Origin of the sequence: Enterococcus sp. DIV0703, from assembly GCF_051711065.1 — a bacterium.
GTDB classification, from domain to species: domain Bacteria; phylum Bacillota; class Bacilli; order Lactobacillales; family Enterococcaceae; genus Enterococcus_B; species Enterococcus_B hirae.
Genome location: NZ_JBIOLX010000001.1, coordinates 1,954,979 through 1,974,159, shown reverse-complemented (window position 1 = coordinate 1,974,159; position 19,181 = coordinate 1,954,979). Strand labels below are relative to the sequence as shown.

The 19,181-nt window shown below is 33.6% G+C and carries 16 protein-coding genes and 3 pseudogenes; 16 read left to right on the top strand and 3 right to left on the bottom strand.

From position 1 onward, the window contains the following. The 12 genes from IGK81_RS09005 (at position 1) to IGK81_RS08950 (ending at position 12,423) form a co-directional block, all read left to right on the top strand. Entirely contained in the window at positions 1 to 615 is a 615-nt protein-coding gene (locus tag IGK81_RS09005) for a sugar transferase (protein WP_269779037.1), read from the top strand. Then, a complete protein-coding gene (locus IGK81_RS09000) occupies positions 612 to 1,478 on the top strand; it encodes an NAD-dependent epimerase/dehydratase family protein (RefSeq protein ID WP_034700913.1) in 867 nt (288 codons plus the stop codon). The genes IGK81_RS09005 and IGK81_RS09000 overlap by 4 nt, the downstream gene beginning before the upstream one ends. Next, positions 1,475 to 2,698: a glycosyltransferase family 4 protein gene (locus tag IGK81_RS08995; RefSeq protein WP_034700911.1), complete on the top strand. Its 1,224-nt coding sequence runs from the start codon at positions 1,475 to 1,477 to the stop codon at positions 2,696 to 2,698. The genes IGK81_RS09000 and IGK81_RS08995 overlap by 4 nt, the downstream gene beginning before the upstream one ends. A gap of 2 nt (positions 2,699 to 2,700) precedes the next feature. Next, the gene (locus tag IGK81_RS08990; protein ID WP_034700910.1) at positions 2,701 to 3,723 is read left to right on the top strand and encodes a polysaccharide biosynthesis protein; all 1,023 of its coding nucleotides are present in this window, start codon (positions 2,701 to 2,703) and stop codon (positions 3,721 to 3,723) included. Next, complete coding sequence (locus IGK81_RS08985) at positions 3,720 to 4,829, top strand: capsular polysaccharide biosynthesis protein CapF (RefSeq protein ID WP_034700908.1); 1,110 nt, start codon at positions 3,720 to 3,722, stop codon at positions 4,827 to 4,829. Before IGK81_RS08990 ends, IGK81_RS08985 begins: the two co-directional genes overlap by 4 nt. A gap of 3 nt (positions 4,830 to 4,832) precedes the next feature. Continuing rightward, the gene (gene wecB / locus IGK81_RS08980) at positions 4,833 to 5,957 is read left to right on the top strand and encodes a non-hydrolyzing UDP-N-acetylglucosamine 2-epimerase (protein WP_034700906.1); all 1,125 of its coding nucleotides are present in this window, start codon (positions 4,833 to 4,835) and stop codon (positions 5,955 to 5,957) included. Further along, complete coding sequence (locus IGK81_RS08975; protein ID WP_010724861.1) at positions 5,954 to 6,796, top strand: glycosyltransferase family 2 protein; 843 nt, start codon at positions 5,954 to 5,956, stop codon at positions 6,794 to 6,796. Before wecB ends, IGK81_RS08975 begins: the two co-directional genes overlap by 4 nt. A gap of 22 nt (positions 6,797 to 6,818) precedes the next feature. Continuing rightward, a complete protein-coding gene (locus IGK81_RS08970) occupies positions 6,819 to 7,466 on the top strand; it encodes a CatB-related O-acetyltransferase (protein WP_051641790.1) in 648 nt (215 codons plus the stop codon). Then, entirely contained in the window at positions 7,463 to 8,617 is a 1,155-nt protein-coding gene (locus tag IGK81_RS08965) for a hypothetical protein (protein ID WP_034700900.1), read from the top strand. The genes IGK81_RS08970 and IGK81_RS08965 overlap by 4 nt, the downstream gene beginning before the upstream one ends. Before the next feature lie 192 nt (positions 8,618 to 8,809). Next, positions 8,810 to 9,808: a hypothetical protein gene (locus IGK81_RS08960; RefSeq protein WP_051641789.1), complete on the top strand. Its 999-nt coding sequence runs from the start codon at positions 8,810 to 8,812 to the stop codon at positions 9,806 to 9,808. A gap of 32 nt (positions 9,809 to 9,840) precedes the next feature. After that, on the top strand, positions 9,841 to 11,007 hold the full coding sequence (locus IGK81_RS08955; RefSeq protein WP_034700897.1) for a nucleotide sugar dehydrogenase: 1,167 nt from the start codon (positions 9,841 to 9,843) through the stop codon (positions 11,005 to 11,007). A gap of 3 nt (positions 11,008 to 11,010) precedes the next feature. Beyond that, a complete protein-coding gene (locus IGK81_RS08950; RefSeq protein ID WP_034700895.1) occupies positions 11,011 to 12,423 on the top strand; it encodes an oligosaccharide flippase family protein in 1,413 nt (470 codons plus the stop codon). 301 nt (positions 12,424 to 12,724) lie between these two features. On the opposite strand, the pseudogene IGK81_RS08945 reads toward IGK81_RS08950, so the two are convergent. Further along, positions 12,725 to 13,473, bottom strand: a pseudogene (locus tag IGK81_RS08945) (MurR/RpiR family transcriptional regulator). A gap of 142 nt (positions 13,474 to 13,615) precedes the next feature. Between IGK81_RS08945 and pfkB the strand changes: the two are divergent. The 4 genes and pseudogenes from pfkB to IGK81_RS08925 all read left to right on the top strand — a co-directional run bounded on the left by pfkB (position 13,616) and on the right by IGK81_RS08925 (position 17,419). Beyond that, a pseudogene (gene pfkB, locus IGK81_RS08940) lies at positions 13,616 to 14,566 on the top strand (1-phosphofructokinase). Continuing rightward, the gene (locus tag IGK81_RS08935; protein ID WP_034700893.1) at positions 14,548 to 16,011 is read left to right on the top strand and encodes a PTS fructose transporter subunit IIC; all 1,464 of its coding nucleotides are present in this window, start codon (positions 14,548 to 14,550) and stop codon (positions 16,009 to 16,011) included. Before pfkB ends, IGK81_RS08935 begins: the two are co-directional and overlap by 19 nt. Further along, the gene (locus tag IGK81_RS08930) at positions 16,008 to 16,466 is read left to right on the top strand and encodes a fructose PTS transporter subunit IIA (protein WP_002314721.1); all 459 of its coding nucleotides are present in this window, start codon (positions 16,008 to 16,010) and stop codon (positions 16,464 to 16,466) included. The genes IGK81_RS08935 and IGK81_RS08930 overlap by 4 nt, the downstream gene beginning before the upstream one ends. Then, a pseudogene (locus IGK81_RS08925) lies at positions 16,463 to 17,419 on the top strand (tagatose 1,6-diphosphate aldolase). Before IGK81_RS08930 ends, IGK81_RS08925 begins: the two are co-directional and overlap by 4 nt. Before the next feature lie 192 nt (positions 17,420 to 17,611). Here IGK81_RS08925 and yidC read toward each other — a convergent pair. Continuing rightward, positions 17,612 to 18,562, bottom strand: a complete 951-nt coding sequence (gene yidC, locus IGK81_RS08920; protein WP_034700887.1) for a membrane protein insertase YidC — start codon at positions 18,560 to 18,562, stop codon at positions 17,612 to 17,614. A 337-nt stretch (positions 18,563 to 18,899) separates the two neighbouring features. Next, complete coding sequence (locus IGK81_RS08915; protein WP_034700885.1) at positions 18,900 to 19,175, bottom strand: acylphosphatase; 276 nt, start codon at positions 19,173 to 19,175, stop codon at positions 18,900 to 18,902. Positions 19,176 to 19,181: the final 6 nt, after the last annotated feature.

Sequence of the window (19,181 nt, the reverse complement as noted above, 5' to 3'; positions counted from 1 at the left end):
GTGTATAAAGACGGTTTAAAAAGAGGGATAGATTTTTTATTATCTTTAGTTGGTATCATCGTATTGTCACCGATCCTTTTGATTCTATGTATAGCTATCAAAATCGATTCAAAAGGTCCAGTCATCTTTAAACAAAAACGGGTAGGAAAAAACAAATCCCATTTTTATATCTATAAATTCCGAACAATGAAAGTAGATACGCCTCAAGAGACACCAACTCATTTGTTATCAAATCCTGACTTTTTTATTACACGAGTAGGAAAATTCCTTAGAAAAACAAGTCTGGATGAACTACCGCAATTATTTAATATATTAAAAGGGGACATGGCAGTCATCGGACCACGCCCAGCGCTATGGAACCAATATGATTTGATTGAAGAACGAGACAAGTACCACGCAAATGATATCCGTCCAGGACTAACAGGCCTCGCACAGATCAGTGGACGGGATGAATTAGAGATTGACTACAAAGCACGTTTAGACGGACAGTACACAGCAAATATCACGCCAATGATGGATCTAAAATGCTTTTTTGGAACTATAATCTCCGTCTTTAAAAGCGAAGGCGTTGTCGAAGGCGGAACTGGTTCGGTGAAAAAGGAGGATGTAAAATGAAAAAGATCCTGATTACTGGTGCAAACAGCTATATTGGTACATCCTTCAAACAATGGATGACACAATTTCAAGACGAGTATCAAATCGACACACTAAGTGTACGAGGTGACGCGTGGCGAGAACATGACTTTTCGGAGTATGATACGATGATACATTTGGCAGCAATTGTTCATAAAAAAGATGTATCTCCGGAAATTTATTATCACATAAATAGAGACTTAGCAATTGAACTTGCTGAAAAAGCAAAACAAGAACATGTCAAACAATTTATTTTCTTTAGTACGATGGCTGTTTATGGTTTAGAAGAAGGGATAATATCTAGCAAAACGGTTCCTAGTCCAATAACTGATTATGGAAGATCTAAGTTAGAAGCAGAAAAATCAATTGTTAAATTAAATACTCCAGAGTTTAAAGTACTTATTATAAGACCTCCAATGATATATGGACCAAATGCAAAAGGAAATTATTCAAAACTATCAAAACTAGCGCAAAGAATCTCTTTTTTTCCAAAGGTTGATAACAAGAGAAGCATGTTGTATATAGACAATTTAAATGCATTCATAAAGTTAGTGATTGATTCTAATTTAGCTGGTACTTTTCATCCACAAAATGAAAAATTAGTGAATACTTCAGAGATGGTAGCTGAAATTGGGCGAGTTCACAAAAGACGAATATACCTTGTTTCAGGATTTAATTCAATGCTAACTATGTTAGGTAAAAATATCGGTATATTAAAGAAAATATTTGGCAATTTATCTTACGATGAAACAGTCGTTGGATATCCAGGCTCTATTTACGATACGGTTCGTTTGGAATATCAAGAAAAAGACTTTGTTCGAAGTATAGAGGAGTCAGAAAAGTGAAAAAAGATGTTTTGTTTATGTGTCAATTCTTCTATCCTGAATATATATCATCTGCTCTTTTACCCTTTCAGACAGCAGAAGCATTAAAGGATTCTGGACTAAGTGTAGATGTATTATGCGGTTTTCCGAAAGAATACATTAAAGATAATAGTAAAGTTCCATTACATGAAACAATTGACGGTATAAATATATATAGAAAGAAATATTTACAACTTAGCCGAAGCAATTTTGTTGGTAGAATCGTTAATTATTTTTCTTTTACCTTTATGATGTTAATGAACATTTTGAAGTGTAAGCAGTATAAAGTCATTATAGTCTATTCTAATCCGCCTATTCTGCCTTTGGTGACATTACTGGCAAGAAAACTATTCAAATGTAAAATTATCTTTGTGACTTATGACTTATATCCTGAGATTGCAGTAAATATGAATGCCGTTAGTGACAAAAGTTTTATCTCTAAAGTGATGACAAAAATAAATAAGAACTTATTTCGACAAGTGTCACATGTAGTATCATTATCAGAGGATATGAAAAATTATATTTTAAATAATCGTGATATTGACGCTAAAAAAGTCAGTGTTATCCATAACTGGGCGACTGAAGAACTCCACTTTTCTGAAGTGCAATCAATAGATTTTAAGAATCTCAGAAAAAAATACAAATTAATTGTTTCATATTTTGGGAATATGGGAACTGCTCAAGATATCAATACGATTTTAAAACTAATAAATGATCAACGTATAAAGGAAGAAAATATTTGTTTTCTGTTTGCTGGGCATGGTAATAAAAGAGAAGAGATAGAAAGTTTAATTAAACAAAAACAATTATCTAATAGTATAATTTATGATTATCTAAGTGGTAGTGATTTTGAGGATGCGCTAAATATTACGGATATATTTATGGTTTCTCTTGAAAAAAATATTGCGGGATTAGCAGTTCCAAGTAAAACCTACAGTTACTATCAATCAGGTAAACCTGTTATTGCTATAATGGATAAAAATACTGACATATCAAAAGAGATTTGCAAGAATAATGCAGGTTTAGCTGTTGAGAATGGAGAAACAGAACCTTTGATAGAATGGCTATTATCAATTGTCAAAGATGAAACACAATTAGTTAAGATGAATAAAAATGTTCAGAAAATGTTTAATAATTTATACACGAAAGATTTACAATTAGAAAAATATGTCAAATTAGTTAATTCAGTCTTGGAGGAATAGTAATGTTCAAAGATAAAATTTTATTAATCACAGGCGGCACTGGTTCTTTTGGGAACGCAGTGATGAAACGTTTTTTAGATTCAGATATCAAAGAAATACGTATCTTTTCTCGCGACGAGAAAAAACAAGACGATATGCGGAAGAAATACAACAATGACAAATTGAAATTTTACATTGGAGATGTTCGGGACATCAACAGTGTCAAAAATGCGATGTATGGCGTTGATTATGTTTTCCATGCAGCAGCACTTAAACAAGTACCTTCTTGCGAGTTTTTCCCAATGGAAGCTGTGAAAACAAATATCATGGGAACGGATAATGTCGTAACTGCAGCAATCGAAATGGGGATTCAAAAAGTTATTTGCTTGTCCACTGATAAAGCTGCGTATCCAATCAATGCTATGGGGATTTCTAAAGCTATGATGGAAAAAGTATTTGTTGCTAAAGCAAGAACTGTTACTGACGAACGCACGATGATTTGTGGCACACGTTATGGAAATGTAATGGCTTCTAGAGGATCAGTTATTCCATTATTCATTGACCAAATAAAAAGTGGTAAACCATTAACAGTGACAGATCCTGGCATGACAAGATTTTTGATGAGTTTGGAAGAAGCTGTAGAGTTGGTTGTTTTTGCCTTCCAAAACGCAAAAGCAGGGGATATCATGGTACAAAAATCACCAGCTTCTACTGTTGGCGACCTAGCACAAGCAATCAAAGAATTATTCCATGCAGACAATGAGATTCATATTATCGGAACACGGCATGGCGAAAAGCGTTATGAAACACTACTGACAAAAGAAGAATACTTAGTTGCTCAAGATATGGGTGATTTCTATCGTGTCCCTGCAGACACACGTGATTTGAATTATGATAAGTATTTTGTTGAAGGAAGCAAAGAGCTGACACAAGAAGGAGAATACAATTCAGATAATACACAACGATTATCTGTCGAACAAATCAAAGAAAGACTTCTTGAACTGGAATATGTAAGAAAAGAATTGAAAGAGTGGCAAAATCAATGAATATTTTAGTAACTGGGTCAAATGGTTTTATTGGAAAAAATTTAGTTGCTGAATTAAAAAATGAAGGATTCACTGATATTCTTAGTTTTGATAGAGACACGCCTGTACATTTATTAGATGAATATTGTAAAAAAGCAGACTTTGTTTTTCATTTAGCTGGAGTGAACAGACCAAAAGATGATGCAGAATTCATGAAAGGAAATTTTGGATTTACTTCAGAATTGCTAGAAAAACTAAAAGTACATGGCAATACATGTCCAGTGATGCTTTCTTCCTCTATCCAAGCAGAACTTGATAATTCTTATGGCAAAAGCAAAAAAGCCGGAGAAGAGTTATTAAAGAAATATCAAAAAGAAACAGGAGCACCTGTATATATTTATCGTTTCTCAAACTTATACGGTAAGTGGTCCCAACCAAATTATAATACAGTGGTAGCCACATTTTGTTACAAAATCGCAAGGGAGGAAGAAGTGACGGTAAATGATCCATCTGCTGTCATTGAACTTTGTTATATCGATGATGTCGTGAAGGAATTACTTCATTGTCTAAACGGTCAACCTTATATGGAAAAGGGGTATTGTGCTGTTCGCGAAACGGATGAAGTAACGGTCGGCGAATTAAAAGAACTGATTACATCTTTCAAAAATAGTCGAACGAACTTGAGTGTTCCTAACCTTGCGAGAAGAGTAGAAAAAAACCTATACAGTACGTACTTAAGCTTCTTACCAGAAGACGATTTTGCTTATTTTCTAAAAATGAATGTAGATGATCGAGGATCGTTTACTGAATTTTTAAGAACAAAAGACCGAGGTCAAGTATCTGTCAATATTTCCAAACCGGGAATCACGAAAGGAAACCATTGGCATCATACCAAAAATGAAAAATTCTTAGTAGTAAGCGGAGAAGGTGTGATCCGTTTTAGGAAAGTAGATTCAAATGAAATAATCGAGTATTTTGTTTCAGGAGAAAAATTGGAAGTAGTCGATATTCCAGTAGGTTATACGCACAATATCGAAAATCTGGGATCCTCGGATATGGTGACGGTGATGTGGGTAAATGAGCCATTTGATCCAGAACATCCTGATACTTATTATGTGGAGGTTTAAACAATGAAAAAATTAAAAGTGATGACAGTAGTAGGAACGCGACCAGAAATCATTCGTTTGTCTGCTGTTATCAATCGTTTGGATCAATCAGAAGCAATCGAACATATTTTAGTACACACTGGACAAAACTATGACTATGAATTAAATGAAGTATTCTTCGAAGACTTCAAGCTAAAGAAACCCGATTATTTTCTAAATGCAGCAACTGGCACAGCTATTGAAACAGTTGGAAATATTTTGATCAAGATCGATCCAATTTTGGAAGAAGTAAAACCAGATGCATTCTTAGTATTAGGGGATACAAATAGCTGTTTATGTGCAATTGCCGCCAAACGTCGCCATATTCCTATTTTCCATATGGAGGCAGGAAATCGCTGTTTCGATCAACGAGTACCGGAAGAAACAAATCGTAAGATCGTTGATCATACAGCGGATATCAATCTAACCTATAGCGATATCGCGAGAGAATATCTCTTACGTGAAGGATTACCAGCTGATCGTGTAATCAAAACAGGAAGTCCGATGTTTGAAGTTCTCAATTCAAGAAAAAAGGACATCCAACATTCCGATATCCTTAATCGCTTAGAGTTGAAAGAAGGACAATATTTTGTCGTTTCTGCTCACCGCGAAGAAAATATCAGCTCAGAAACAAATTTCTTACACTTGGTAGATAGCTTGAATACAATCGCTGAAACTTACCAATTGCCAATCATCATCAGTACGCATCCGCGGACAATGAAAATGATCGAAGCAAAAGGAATCAAATTCCACGAGCTGATCCAAACAATGAAACCGATGGGATTCAATGATTACAATAAATTGCAAATCAATGCAAAAGCTGTACTAAGCGACAGCGGAACGATCAGCGAAGAATCTTCCATTTTGAACTTCAAAGCATTGAATATCCGTCAAGCACATGAACGACCAGAAGCAATGGAAGAAGCAAGTGTCATGATGGTAGGACTAGAAAAAGAAAGAATTATGCAAGGACTGGAAGTATTGGAAACACAGCAAAAAGATACTTTGCGACACGTCGCAGATTATTCAATGCCAAATGTTTCGGAAAAAGTAGTGCGTATCATCCTTTCATATACAGACTATGTGAATAGAGTGGTGTGGGGTAAATGAAAAAAATAGATATGACTGTAATAATTTTAACTAAAAATGAACAATCAAATCTAGCAGAGTGTTTAGAATCTTTAAAAAACAGATTTCAAAGAGTTATTGTAGTTGATAGCTTTAGTGAGGATTCAACTGAAAATATAGCAAGGCAATATAAGACAGAATTTGTACAACATAAATTTGTTAATTATGGTGCACAGTTTCAATGGGCGATTACTAATTTAGATATATCTACAAAATGGATTTTTAGACTAGATGCGGATGAACGACTGACTACTGAATCACTAAATGAAATTGCTGATTTAAGTGAGAAAAATAAAGATACAGATATTAATGGTATAATTTTCCCTCTAGAAGTAAGTTTTTTGGGAAAAAAATTGAAGCATGGGGGCACCTATCCATTTAAGAAATTGTGTATTTTTAAAACTGGAAAAGCTTTTATGGAAGAACGAGAAATGGATGAACAAATTATTCTTACAGAAGGTATATCAGTTGAAATGAAAAATATTTCGAAACATGAAGATTTCAAAGATTTAACATTCTGGATTAACAAGCATAATTGGTATGCAAGTAGAGCTGCGAAAGACTATCTTTACAATTTAGAACAAAGTGGGGGGGATGATTATAAATCTTTGGATACGCCAGCTAAGGTTCGAAGATTTTTAAAGTATGGACTTTATTATCGATTGCCAAGCCTGTTTAGGACAACTGCTTACTTTATGTATCGATATATATTTAGATTAGGATTTTTAGACGGATATGTTGGCTTTTTGTATGCTTTTTTTCAAGCTTATTGGTATCGAGTTTTAGTAGATGCAAAGATATATGAAATGAGAAATAACTAATACGTAAAATCGAGGTATAAAAATGAGTAAGCTTTATTGGCTAGTCGCTTTGGTCCTAAATAATATAATAAGAAAGAATTCTCTTAGCGCAATTATATTTAAATCAAATCTTTCAAAAAAGACAAAAATATCAAAAAAGACAAAAATTTATTTTTCTAATATTGAAGAATATTCTTATGTAGGAGAGTATTCAAAAATTTTGAATTGTAAGATTGGAAAATTTTGCTCTATAGGATCTAGATGTGAAATCGGTGTGCCTAATCATATTACCAATAAGATATCTACTTCGCCGGTATTTTTCGGTGAAAAGAATATATTTAAAGAGAATTTTTCAAATTATGAAGTATTTAGCTATGAAAAAGAAGTAATTATTGGTAATGATGTTTGGATTGGAACAAATGTTTTAATTAAACCTGGCGTTATAATTGGTGATGGAGCAATTATTGGAATGGGATCAATCGTTACCCATGACGTTCAACCTTATACTATTGTTGCAGGAAACCCTGCAAAAAAGATTAAGTCAAGATTTAATGATTTTGAAGTAACCAGACTACAAAAATCTAAGTGGTTCGATTATCCCATAAACGATATTAAAAAAGTAGCAAAAGAATATTTAGATCCCATAGATTTTATAGATAAATTAGAAGAAATTGGAGAATATGAAAAGTGAGAATATTACATGTTTGTTTAGCTGCATTTTATATTGATAATTATTCATACCAAGAAAACTTACTCCCCAAATATCATAAAGTTAATGGCCACCAAGTAGAAATAATAGCTTCTCTTCAGACATTTGATAAAAATGGGGAAGCGGCGTACTTTGGCAATGAGTCAAGATACAAAAATGAAAATGGTATATGGGTTAATAGAATAAATTATATAAATAATTGGAGTATTATAAAGAAATTACGGATTTATAAAAATTATTTCAGTATTATTGAGCAATTTAAGCCAGATATAATATTTTTACATGGCTGTCAATTTAGCACAATCAAACCAATAATTAAATATAAAATGAAAAATCCTAATGTAAAAATTTTTGTTGACAATCATGCAGATTTTTCAAATAGTGCAACTAATTGGCTATCCTTAGAAATTCTTCATAAAAAGATTTGGAAAAGAAAAGCGCAGTTAATTAATCAGTATACAGAAAAATTTTATGGTGTATTACCATCTAGAGTTGATTTTTTAACTGATATATACAATATTCCTAAAAGAAAAGTAGAGCTTCTTTTAATGGGAGGCGATGATGAGTTAATAGAAGAAGTAAAGAATAAGACAATTAGAATATACCCTCAGACAAGTGTACCTGTTGATACAGATAAATTTGTAATAGTTACTATTGGAAAAATAGATGAGGCTAAATTAGAGGTTTTACAATTAATGGAAGTAATTAAGTCAATAGAAGAGAATATTATTTTAATCGTATATGGAAGTGTTTCTATTAACTTAAAGGAAAGGTTTAACAAAAATGTTGATAATTTCAGTGTAGTCTATGGTGGATGGCTTAATAATCGGGATGCTTACCAAGCAATTTATAATAGTAATCTAGTTATTTTTCCAGGAAGACATTCTGTGTATTGGGAAATAACAGCTGCAATAGGTAAACCTATGATTGTGAAATATTGGAAAGGTACCACGCATATAAAAGATAAAGATAACGTATTTTTTTTAGAAGATACCTCTAATAAAAATATACAAAAAGCGCTTTTAAAAGTATACAATAATCAAGATATGTATATAGATATGCTAAAAAATGCAGCAGAATTTGCTCATCATTTTAAATATAGTGAAATTGCTAAAAAAAGCATAAAATCTTAGATAATTCAAGGAGGAATCCATATTTTAAATCAAAAAATTTTAAAATATTATTTTTATTTATTAATTATTGTTATTGTATTCCAACAATTACCAGTTGTATATGAATCGTACTATTTTTATATAAGAATAATGTTATATTTTATTATTTTAATTGGTATAATGATTGGGTTAATAAATAACGGAAAAAAATTAATGGAAAATATTTTTTTTAGATATACATTTTTGTTATTTATATACTCACTATTACTATTAGCTTTTGTGCCATTCCAACAAGAAAAAGATTATTTAGTTTTAGAAATTTCAATTCCATTAGGTATTATGATTACTTCTTCAAGCTATATTTTAAATACCAAAGAAAAACAAAAATTTTTAAATTTCTATGTGCTTATAGTTACCATTTTATCCTTATCAGTTGTTTTTTATTATAACGGAGGTTTTAGTATTAGTCAGTTATATACTGTACCTTCTAAAAATCAAATAGGTCCCTTGATAGGTGGCGCATTCGTCATTGGATATATTTCCTTTTTAGAAAGGAAAACAAATAATCATTTTTATAGAATTATTAATTTAATTTTATTGATTATTCTTGGCAGCACCCTGATTGCTATACGAAATCGAACAGGAATTTTGGGTATAATATTATTTATCTGTATTAAAACCTTGAAAAAATTTAAAATTAATAACTATTCTTTAAGGAAAGTATTAGTATTCTTTTCTATACTTTTTTTTATTCTTACTTCTGGTTATTTTTTGTGGGGAAAGTTTATTATTGAGTATATTAATACTTCTCTTTTTACGAATTATGATTTATCAGATTTAAACTCGTTATCAGCCGGAAGAATATCTGGATATACTAATGCTTTAAATTTTATAAGAGAAAACTTTCTTTTTGGAAATATTAATGCTATGCATACTTATAATTTGTCGATAAAACCACATAACTTTATTTTATATAAACTAGTTCAATTAGGTGCTATTTTTGCGATGCCATTTATTTTTTATTACTGTTTTCTCATTAGAAAAATATTTATAAAAAAAAGTAGTAATGAATTTTCATCGTGGTTGCTATTATTTAGTATTTTTGTCAGTTTATTTGAGTATGCTTATCCTTTTGGACCAGGAGTTTCGCAGTTTATGCTTTGGTTTTTAATTGCCCAAGAAAGCATATCTAATACTGATATTAAGCTCTAGTTTATATTATGAAAAAGTAGGAGGATATTTATATGAATATCTCAATTTTTGGTCTCGGTTACGTTGGCTTAGCCAACGCGTTATTACTTAGCCAACACGAAAATGTAAAAGCATATGATATTGTTGAGGAAAAGATCGATATGCTACGGAACAGACAATCACCTTTAGAGGATAAAGAAGTTCATGAGTTTCTCGAACGGGATGATTTAAATGTGGAATTTACTAAATATTTCGATGAAGCTGTACTTTTTGGTGATTACTTGATCATTGCTACACCAACGGATTACGATGAAAAGAAAAATTACTTTAATACTTCCACAGTTGAAGATGTTATTGAAAAAGCCCTGATCGTTCGACCAGATGCAACCTTTATTATTAAGTCCACTGTTCCTGTAGGATATACATTAGAATTAAAAGCAAAATTTAAAACAGAAAATATTATTTTTTCCCCAGAATTTTTAAGAGAAGGAAAGGCATTGTATGATAACTTACATCCTTCTCGAATTGTTGTAGGAGAGTGCTCTGATAGAGGGCAAGAAATAGCGGATATGTTTGAACGCAACGCTTTAGATAAAGATGTACCAGTTCTGTTGACACATCCTACTGAAGCGGAAGCAATCAAGTTGTTTTCAAACACTTATCTTGCTTTACGCGTTGCATACTTTAATGAGTTAGATACTTATGCTGAATCTCGAGGATTGAACACAAAACAAATCATTGAAGGTGTAGGGTTAGATCCTCGAATTGGCTCTCACTACAATAATCCCTCATTTGGTTATGGAGGATATTGTTTACCTAAAGATACAAAGCAGCTAAGAGCAAACTATGAAAATGTTCCAAGCAATATCATCAGTGCAATTGTAGATGCAAATACGACAAGAAAAGATTTTATTGCAGAACAAATTTTAGCGAAAAAACCTAAAACTGTAGGAATCTACCGTTTAACGATGAAAGCTAATTCAGATAATTTCCGTTATTCATCAATTCAAGGTGTTATGAAACGGATCAAAGCAAAAGGAATCAAAGTAGTTGTTTATGAACCAACATTAGATGCGGAAGATTTCTTTCATTCTAAAGTGGTTAAAGACTTTGAAGAATTCAAGAATATGTCAGATGTGATTGTGTCAAATCGTATGGAGCCAGCTTTAGCTGAAGTAAAAGAAAAAGTTTATACGAGAGATATTTTTAGACGGGATTAAACTATGAAAAATATAGCTAGAAATTTTTTTTATCAGAGCTTGTTTCAAGTTACTAAAATCATTATTCCTATAATTACTATTCCAATAGTATCGAATGCGTTAGGGCCAAGTGGAATTGGTATTTATAATTATACTTTGTCAATTGCTCAATATTTTGTTTTAATTGCAGGATTAGGTGTTGCTATTTATGGAAATAGAGAAATTACTTTAACACTTAACAGAAATAAAGAAGAATTATCAAAAGTATTTTGGGAAATACTGATATTTAAAGCAATGACAACTATTGTTGTTCTTATGTTTTATTTTGCTTTAACTTTCTTTTTAGAAAATAAAATTTATTTATTGATTCAATCCTTGATGATTATAGCCGTATTTTTTGATGTTTCGTGGTTTTTTATGGGGATTGAAGATTTTAAAAAAACAAGTATCTCTAATTTATTGGTACAAATTGTTACGTTTACTTTAATTGTTTTCTTTATTAAAAATGAAGGAGATGCATTAAAATATACACTAATTCAAGCGTTAGGATTAGTATGTTCACAAATAAGTGTTTGGCTGTTTATTCCTAAGTATATTCACCCTGTAAAAGTAAGTGTAAGAGATAGCTTCTATCATTTAAAGGGTTCGCTTGAATATTTTATACCACAGATAGCCGTTATATTATATACAAACTTAAATAAAACCCTTTTAGGGTTTAGTTTGGGGAGTATTGCAGTGGGCTATTTCACTAACTCATTACAATTGAATACTGTTTTCATAACCATTATTACTACGTTAGACTTAGTGTTATTACCTCATATGACTGGCTTTTTTGCAAAAGAAAATGTGACTAGAATCGTTCGAATGATGGAGAAAACTATACATTTACAATTATATTTTTCAATACCTATTATGTTTGGTATGTTAACTGTTTATGACAAATTAGTGCCGTGGTTTTTTGGAGAAAAATTTATATACATCAATAATGTTATTCCTTATTTTTCAGCTCTAATAGTAATTATTCCGTTAGGTATGTCAATTTCCAGACAATATTTAATGCCGATAGGGCACGTCAAGGAATATAACAAATCAGTAATTGTTGGTGCCATCATCAATATCATAGCCAATTTAATATTGTTACCAACTATTGGTTTTTTTGGGGTAGTTTTTTCGAATATTTTAGCAGAATGCTTTGTAACTTTCGTAAGAACCAGATCTTTTCTAAAAAGTACAGATTTTAAATTCGAATATCGTAAAATTGGAATCTTTTTGCTAGGCGGAATGCTTATGTGTATAGTAACACGTTATTTAACAAGCAATTTATCAAGTAGTATTTTGACTAATGTTATACAGTTTGTTATTGCTTTGCCTATTTATTTAATGACTACTACTCTATTTAAGGCAAATCCGTTCCTTGATTTATTAAGGAAAAAATAGTTTTTACAAGTAAGTTGATAATTGGAACTTTGTTCAATAAGAAAGTGATTTAAATAGCTTATAAGAATTGAAAAATGCGAATTTTCATCAACCCTAATCTGGAACAGGATGCGTAAGCTTCTGTTCCAGATTTTTTATTATTCCATTTGTTGATTTATTTTGTAGTATTTCTAGTCATGCTAAAGTATATATAACTTTTATCTAAAATGGGAAATGAGACTAATAAATTATAGTATCGAAATACGTAAAGCATTTTTTACAGTTTTTCTAGCAATCGTTATCAACCGCAAATCAAATACCCTCAATTCTCCCCCATACGCAATACATAGGCATCAAGCAGAATTCTCGCGATGATCTGGAGAGGCAAGCGTGAACGTACTTCATAATCAGGGAAATACGAACCTTCTGATTTGAAACCTATGAGATTTATCTCGCAATAATCTTTGAGTGTAGAAGAATGATTGTCTGTAACTAAAATCGAACCAATCTCTGCATCATAGCAATTCTTTGCGGCGGTGACGAGTTCTTTTGTCTCGCCGTTCAAAGAAACAAAAATAACGCTGTCTTTCTTAGTTAGTTTCCGACTGATGCTTTTGATAAGCTCTGGATCAGTATGCATTTGACAATTTTTTCCTGTTAATTGAAGTTTTACCAGCATTTCTTGACCAATCATTTCTGAAAATCCTCGTGCAAAGAAAAAAAACCGGTTAGCAAATTTGATTCTTTGTATTGCATCTTCAATGTTCCCGATTTCCAACATATTGATTGTACGTACCACTTCTTGTTCATTTTTTAGAATGGCTCGACGGATACCTTTGTCTACTTTATCTAAGAAAGAAAATTGATGTTCTTGTTTTCTCCTTCTTTTAGATGGTGCTTAAATGAAGTAAATCCTTCATAGCCTTTCTTCTTCATTGTCCGCACAATGGTGGCTGTTGAGACATTTGCTTGTTCACTTAGTTTTACGATGGAGTAGTTAGGGATCTCTAGGATGTGGTGTTCGATAAAGTTCCAGAGGTACTGTTCTGTTTCACTTAATTTGTGATCCATATTCTTTCCTTCTTTCACCAAAAGTTAGTTAAAAAATAGCACGAGGTGTTTATAAATGTAAGGGTTTTCTTTGTGTTGAAACGATTAAGAAAACATTTTCTCTTTCGCGTATTTCATAATAGAGTCAAGGAGGTCATTGGTTATGTCTATCTACACATGCACGATGAATTTGGCAATTGATCTATTTATTGAAACAGAGGAGATGCGTCCTTTTATGGTAAACCGCACAAAAGAGGATGACATTCAGGCAAACGGAAAAGGGGTGAATGTGTCACTAGTATTAAAGATGCTAGATTTCCCAAGTACGGCATTAGGTTTTTCTGCTGGTTTCACAGGAAAATATATAGAAGACTATTTACAGAAGAAACAAATCCAAACAGAGTTTATTGAAGTGCCTGGTATGACGCGTATCAATGTATTTACACAAGTCAATTAAACGAGAGAAGAATACAAATTAGTGAATCAAGGACCTGAAATACCGCAGGCAGCTGTCCATAATTTTTTAAATCAAATAAGAGCATTACAAGCAGAGGATTATCTTTGTGTTTCTGGGAGTTTACCAAGAGGAATGTCTCCAAAGGTTTTAGTAGAAATCAGTCGGATTTGTCAGGAAAAGGGGATTCATTTGATTATTGATAGTAGTGATCAAGAGGTCATGGATTGTTTGCCCTATCGACCATTTTTGCTGAAACCGAACGAGGAAGAACTTTCTTCTTGGTTCGGACGAAAAATGGTTACAGATGAAGATTACTTTGTTTATGGACAACGACTAGTAGAGTCAGGTGCAGAAAATGTTTTGTTATCCCTCGGGGAGAAAGGAGCGATTCTTTTTACGAAAGACAGGGGGATTCGGGGAAACTCGCCAAAAGGAAAAGTCGTCAATACAGCATGTGCAGGTAATGCCATGTTAGGCACTTTTTTAGCAGGATACATGAATCGACGACCGCTTGATGAAACGTTACGTAAAAGCATAGCAGCAGGCAGCTCTACTGCTTTTCGTAAAGGACTGACTGATTTTTTGGATGTGGAGGGATTAAGTAAACAAATCAAAATCAAGGAAGAGAGGTTCAAAAGATGGGAAAATATCAACTAATTGCAGCAACCGGTTGTCCGACAGGAATTGCGCACACCTACATGGTGCAAGAGGCATTAGAGCAAGCAGCTAGGAAAAAAGGCATCACGATCAAAGTGGAGACCCATGGACAAATTGGGATCGAGAATGAATTAACGGCTGAAGAAATCAAACAGGCAGATGCTGTCATTATTACCGCAGACAAAGATGTCCATTCAGAAAGATTTGCGGGAAAACGAGTCATTGATGTTTCTGTCAGTACAGGAATCAAAGATGCACAACGGCTGATTGACGAGGCATTGGCAGGAAAAGGGGCCATCTTAGCAGATAATGAAGCTGTTGATACTTTAGAATCAGAAACGATAAGTGGTGCTAATTTTGGTCGCAGCATCTATAAAAATTTGATGAATGGCGTCTCTCATATGTTGCCTTTCGTGGTAGCTGGCGGAGTATTGATTGCTATTTCATTTGCCGTTTGGGGAATCTATTCTTTTGATCCAGACCATGCACAATACAATGCTACAGCGGCGATGTTAAAAACGGTTGGCGATGCAGCAATGGGGATGATGGTTCCAGTTTTAGCAGCTTATATTGCAGAAGGAATCACGAAACGTCCAGGGTTAGTCGTTGGATTTGTTGGTGGAATCGTGGCCATGAATGGCGGTACTGGATTTTTAGGAGGTATTTTAGCTGGGTTCTTAGCATGTTATTTTATCTTATTTTTGCAAAAGCTACTGACAATTTTACCTAAACAACTAGATGGCTTGAAGGCAATCTTCTTATATCCAGTTATTGGTGTAGCGTTTATTGGCATCGTGATGTCTTTGTTGGCGGGTCCAATGAAGGCTATAAATGAAGGAATGATGAGCTTTTTAGCTGGATTTGAACATTCGAATCCACTTGTTCTTGGCGTGATTGTTGGTTGCATGTGTGCGATTGATATGGGAGGACCGATTAATAAGGCGGCATATGTAACAGGTACAGCTCTTTTGGCACAAGGAAACACGATTTTTATGGCTGGCGTGTCAGCAGCTTGCATTGCACCACCGTTGATTACTGGTTTTGCAACTTTATTGTTTGGTAAATATTTTGATACTAATGATCGTAATGCAGGTTTGGTTAATTTTATTTTAGGGTCAACTCATATTACGGAGGGAGCTATTCCGTTTGCTGCGAAAGACCCGATCCGAGTATTACCAACGATGATGTTAGGCTCATCAATTGCTGCTGTCTTGACCTATCTGTTTGGTGTCCAAGTACCAGCCCCACATGGCGGTTTTTTAGTGTTACCTGTAGTGACGGGAAAAATCCAATGGATTACAGCGATTCTTATTGGTTCGATCGTTGGTGGAGTGATACTAGGTTTGATCCAAAAGAAAAGAGTAACTGATGAAGACAAGAAGATGGATAATAAAGCAGCAAATCGTACAGTTATCGAAGAAGGAAGAGCAGGAGGCTTATCATGACAATCATTCATGAAGAGAACATTTTTTTACAACAGCCATTAGATAGTCAAGAAGAAGCATTTAAGTTTTTAGCAAAGCAAACATTCTGTTTAGGAATCGCTCATGACGAAAAAGAAGTATATCAAAAACTTCTAGAAAGAGAAAAAGAAGGTACTACAGGAATAATGTCAGGTTTTGCTATCCCTCATGCGAAGTCTCAAACAATCAACGAACCTAGTTTGATTATCGTCACACTGAACAAAGGGATTGAGTGGAACAGTTTAGATAGACAGTCAGTTGATTTTATTTTTGCGTTATTTATCCCAGATTCAGAAGCAGGAACGACTCATTTGAAATTATTGTCTCTCGTTGCACGATCATTGATGCGAAAAGAGGTTACAGAACAGTTGAGAGCAGCAAAATCAAAAACAGAAATAGCCACAATATTAACTAAAGAAATAGGTGAAGATATATGAAGAAAATGAGTATAGAAAAACAGGAATGTTTGAAGCGATTGACGGATGAAGCTGGAATTATTAGCGCGTTAGCAATCGACCAGCGTGGTGCTTTGAAAAAAATGATCAACCAATATAAAGAAGCTACATCAGAAGATATCATCCAATTTAAACAGATGGTTTCTCAGTACCTGACTCCCTATGCCTCAGCTATTTAATACGACCTTCCTGCAGCAGCGCTTCGAGAGAAAGAATGTGGCTTGCTGCTAGCTTATGATAAAAACGGATATGATGCGTAAATACATGGAAGATTACCTGATTTATTGAATATTAGGTCGATGAAAAGCTTAAAAGAAGCTGGTGCGAATGATTGTAAATTTTTATTGTACCATGACGTTTATTAACCATTAGAAATTAATGTGAAAAAACAAATAGTAATAGAACGGATTGGTTCAGAATGCGAAGCTGAAGGCATAGGTATACCTTTCTTTTTAGAGATTCTTTCTTATAATGCAACTATTGGTGATCCATTTTCTCTTGACTATTCAAAAGTAAAACCACATAAAATTATTGAAACTATGCGAGAATTTTCAAAAGAACGTTATCGAGTGGACTTATTGAAAGTAGAAGTACCAGTGAACATGAAATTTTTGGGGAAGATATGGAAAAGAGATATGTTATAGTCAAGCGGAGATCTCCGCATATTACTATGAACAATCGAAAGTGACTGAAATACCATTTATTTTTTTAGTGCGGAAGTAAGTGCTACGCTATTTCAAGATACATTACGATTTGCAAAACAATCAGGTTCAACATTCAATGGTATCTTATGTGTGCAAGTAACATGTACTAAAGGAGTAACACCATTTGTTACCGAAGGTGAAAAAGAAGAAATTATTTGGATGTTAGAAGAAGGAAAACGAAATATTAAAGAATTAAGTACACTATTAGAAGAAACAGCAATACCCGCCTAAGTTGATAGATAAGAAAAAGTTGTTTCTTCATAAAAAGATGCTGCTACAATTAGATAGCGATCAATCGATGATTCAAATTAAACATTCACTCAAATAAAAATATCGTCCAGATTTCTTTTTCAAGAGTCTTGGTCGATATTTTTATTTGCTAAAACTATTAATGTGGTTTTATTACACTCTTATTTTTACTACCTACTTCCGCTTCTGCTGCTTTCCTGCGTTGCGGCCTTTGTTGTTTGTACTTTTTTTTGGTTGTTTGATTTGTTTTGTTGCTTGTTTGTTGTCAGCTGGCTTAGCTGATTCTGTCACGTCTTTACGAGGTGTTACGACTTGCTTCGGTGGATTTTGTTTTAACTCTTCTGCCACTTGAGCTTTTAATTTAGGCTTCATGATGACATTTGTAATGAAGGTTTGCAAACAACTAAAGATACCACCAACTACCCAATAAAGTGTGACTCCAGCTGGCGCACTGATCGACATGAAGACGATCATCGCAGGCGAAACGATAAGCATCGTACGCATTGTTTTCTTTTGTTCTTCAGGGATACCGATTGTTGAAATATATCCTTGAAGTAAATAAGCAGCACCAGCAATCGCAACTAATACAAAACTAGGGTGTCCTAAGTCGATCCCATAGAAAGAGGATTCACGAATGCCTTCTGTATAACGAGCTGTGAAATAAAGGGCTGAAAAGATCGGCATTTGGATCAAGAGAGGCAAGCAGCCGATCCCGCCAGTCATACTTAACCCGTTTTCACGATAAACTTGTTGCATTTCAGCTTGTGCAGCCATTTGTTCTTCACGAGTAGTCGCCGTTTTTAGTTTTTGTTGAGCGGCTTCGACTTGCGGCTTCAATGCTTGCATTTTTTCAGATTGGATCATTGTCTTTTTCGATTGACTAATACCTAATGGCAAAATGATGATACGAACGATGACTGTCATTAAAATAACAGCCCAACCATAGGACCAGTTGAAGTTCTCCACTAAATATGTAATCGCTTGTCCCATTGGATGGACTAATACTCGGTACACGATACCTGATGTGTCAGGGTTACCATTTGAATCCAGACGAACACAACCAGATAAGAAAAGCATGACTGTGACAAGGCCAGAACCCAATACCCAATTTTTCCATTTATTCATAAAATACTTCCTCTTTTATAATTTTTACACAAAATTAACTATACTAAAAAAGCACACACAATTCAATCTACTTTATAGAAAATTCATAGATTCCTACCTATATGGTCTTAAAAAAATAAAAAAGTTATTTGTCAAACCACAAAAAGGAAAGGGAGAAAAGCCATCGGTTAAACAGAAGCAAAAACGATCAAACGAGTGAGGGACGATTAGAAGAGAGAAGGCACGTTGTTTCTTTAAAAAAGTCCTTTATCGTCAAACTTTCTTAAAGTCATGTGAGCCTTCTCATAGTGTAAATAGAACTACCTTTTGCGTGTTTCGTCCATTCAGAATCAGTAAATTAGCCGATCACATCAAATTTTTTTCGTTCTTTCATCATCGGATTATCTTGCAAGTCAACGTATTGTACGCGACCACTAGGACTTGGAGAATCCTTTACTTCTTCAATGAATCTTTTGATCGTTTCCTCATCGCCACATGCTTCGATTGTCACCGAACCATCTTCTTCGTTTTTAACTGTGCCTGTGATCCCTAATTGATCGGCAACGATTTTTGTCATATAACGAAAGCCAACACCTTGGACACGTCCTTGAACGTTCATCTTGATTTTTTTCATCATATC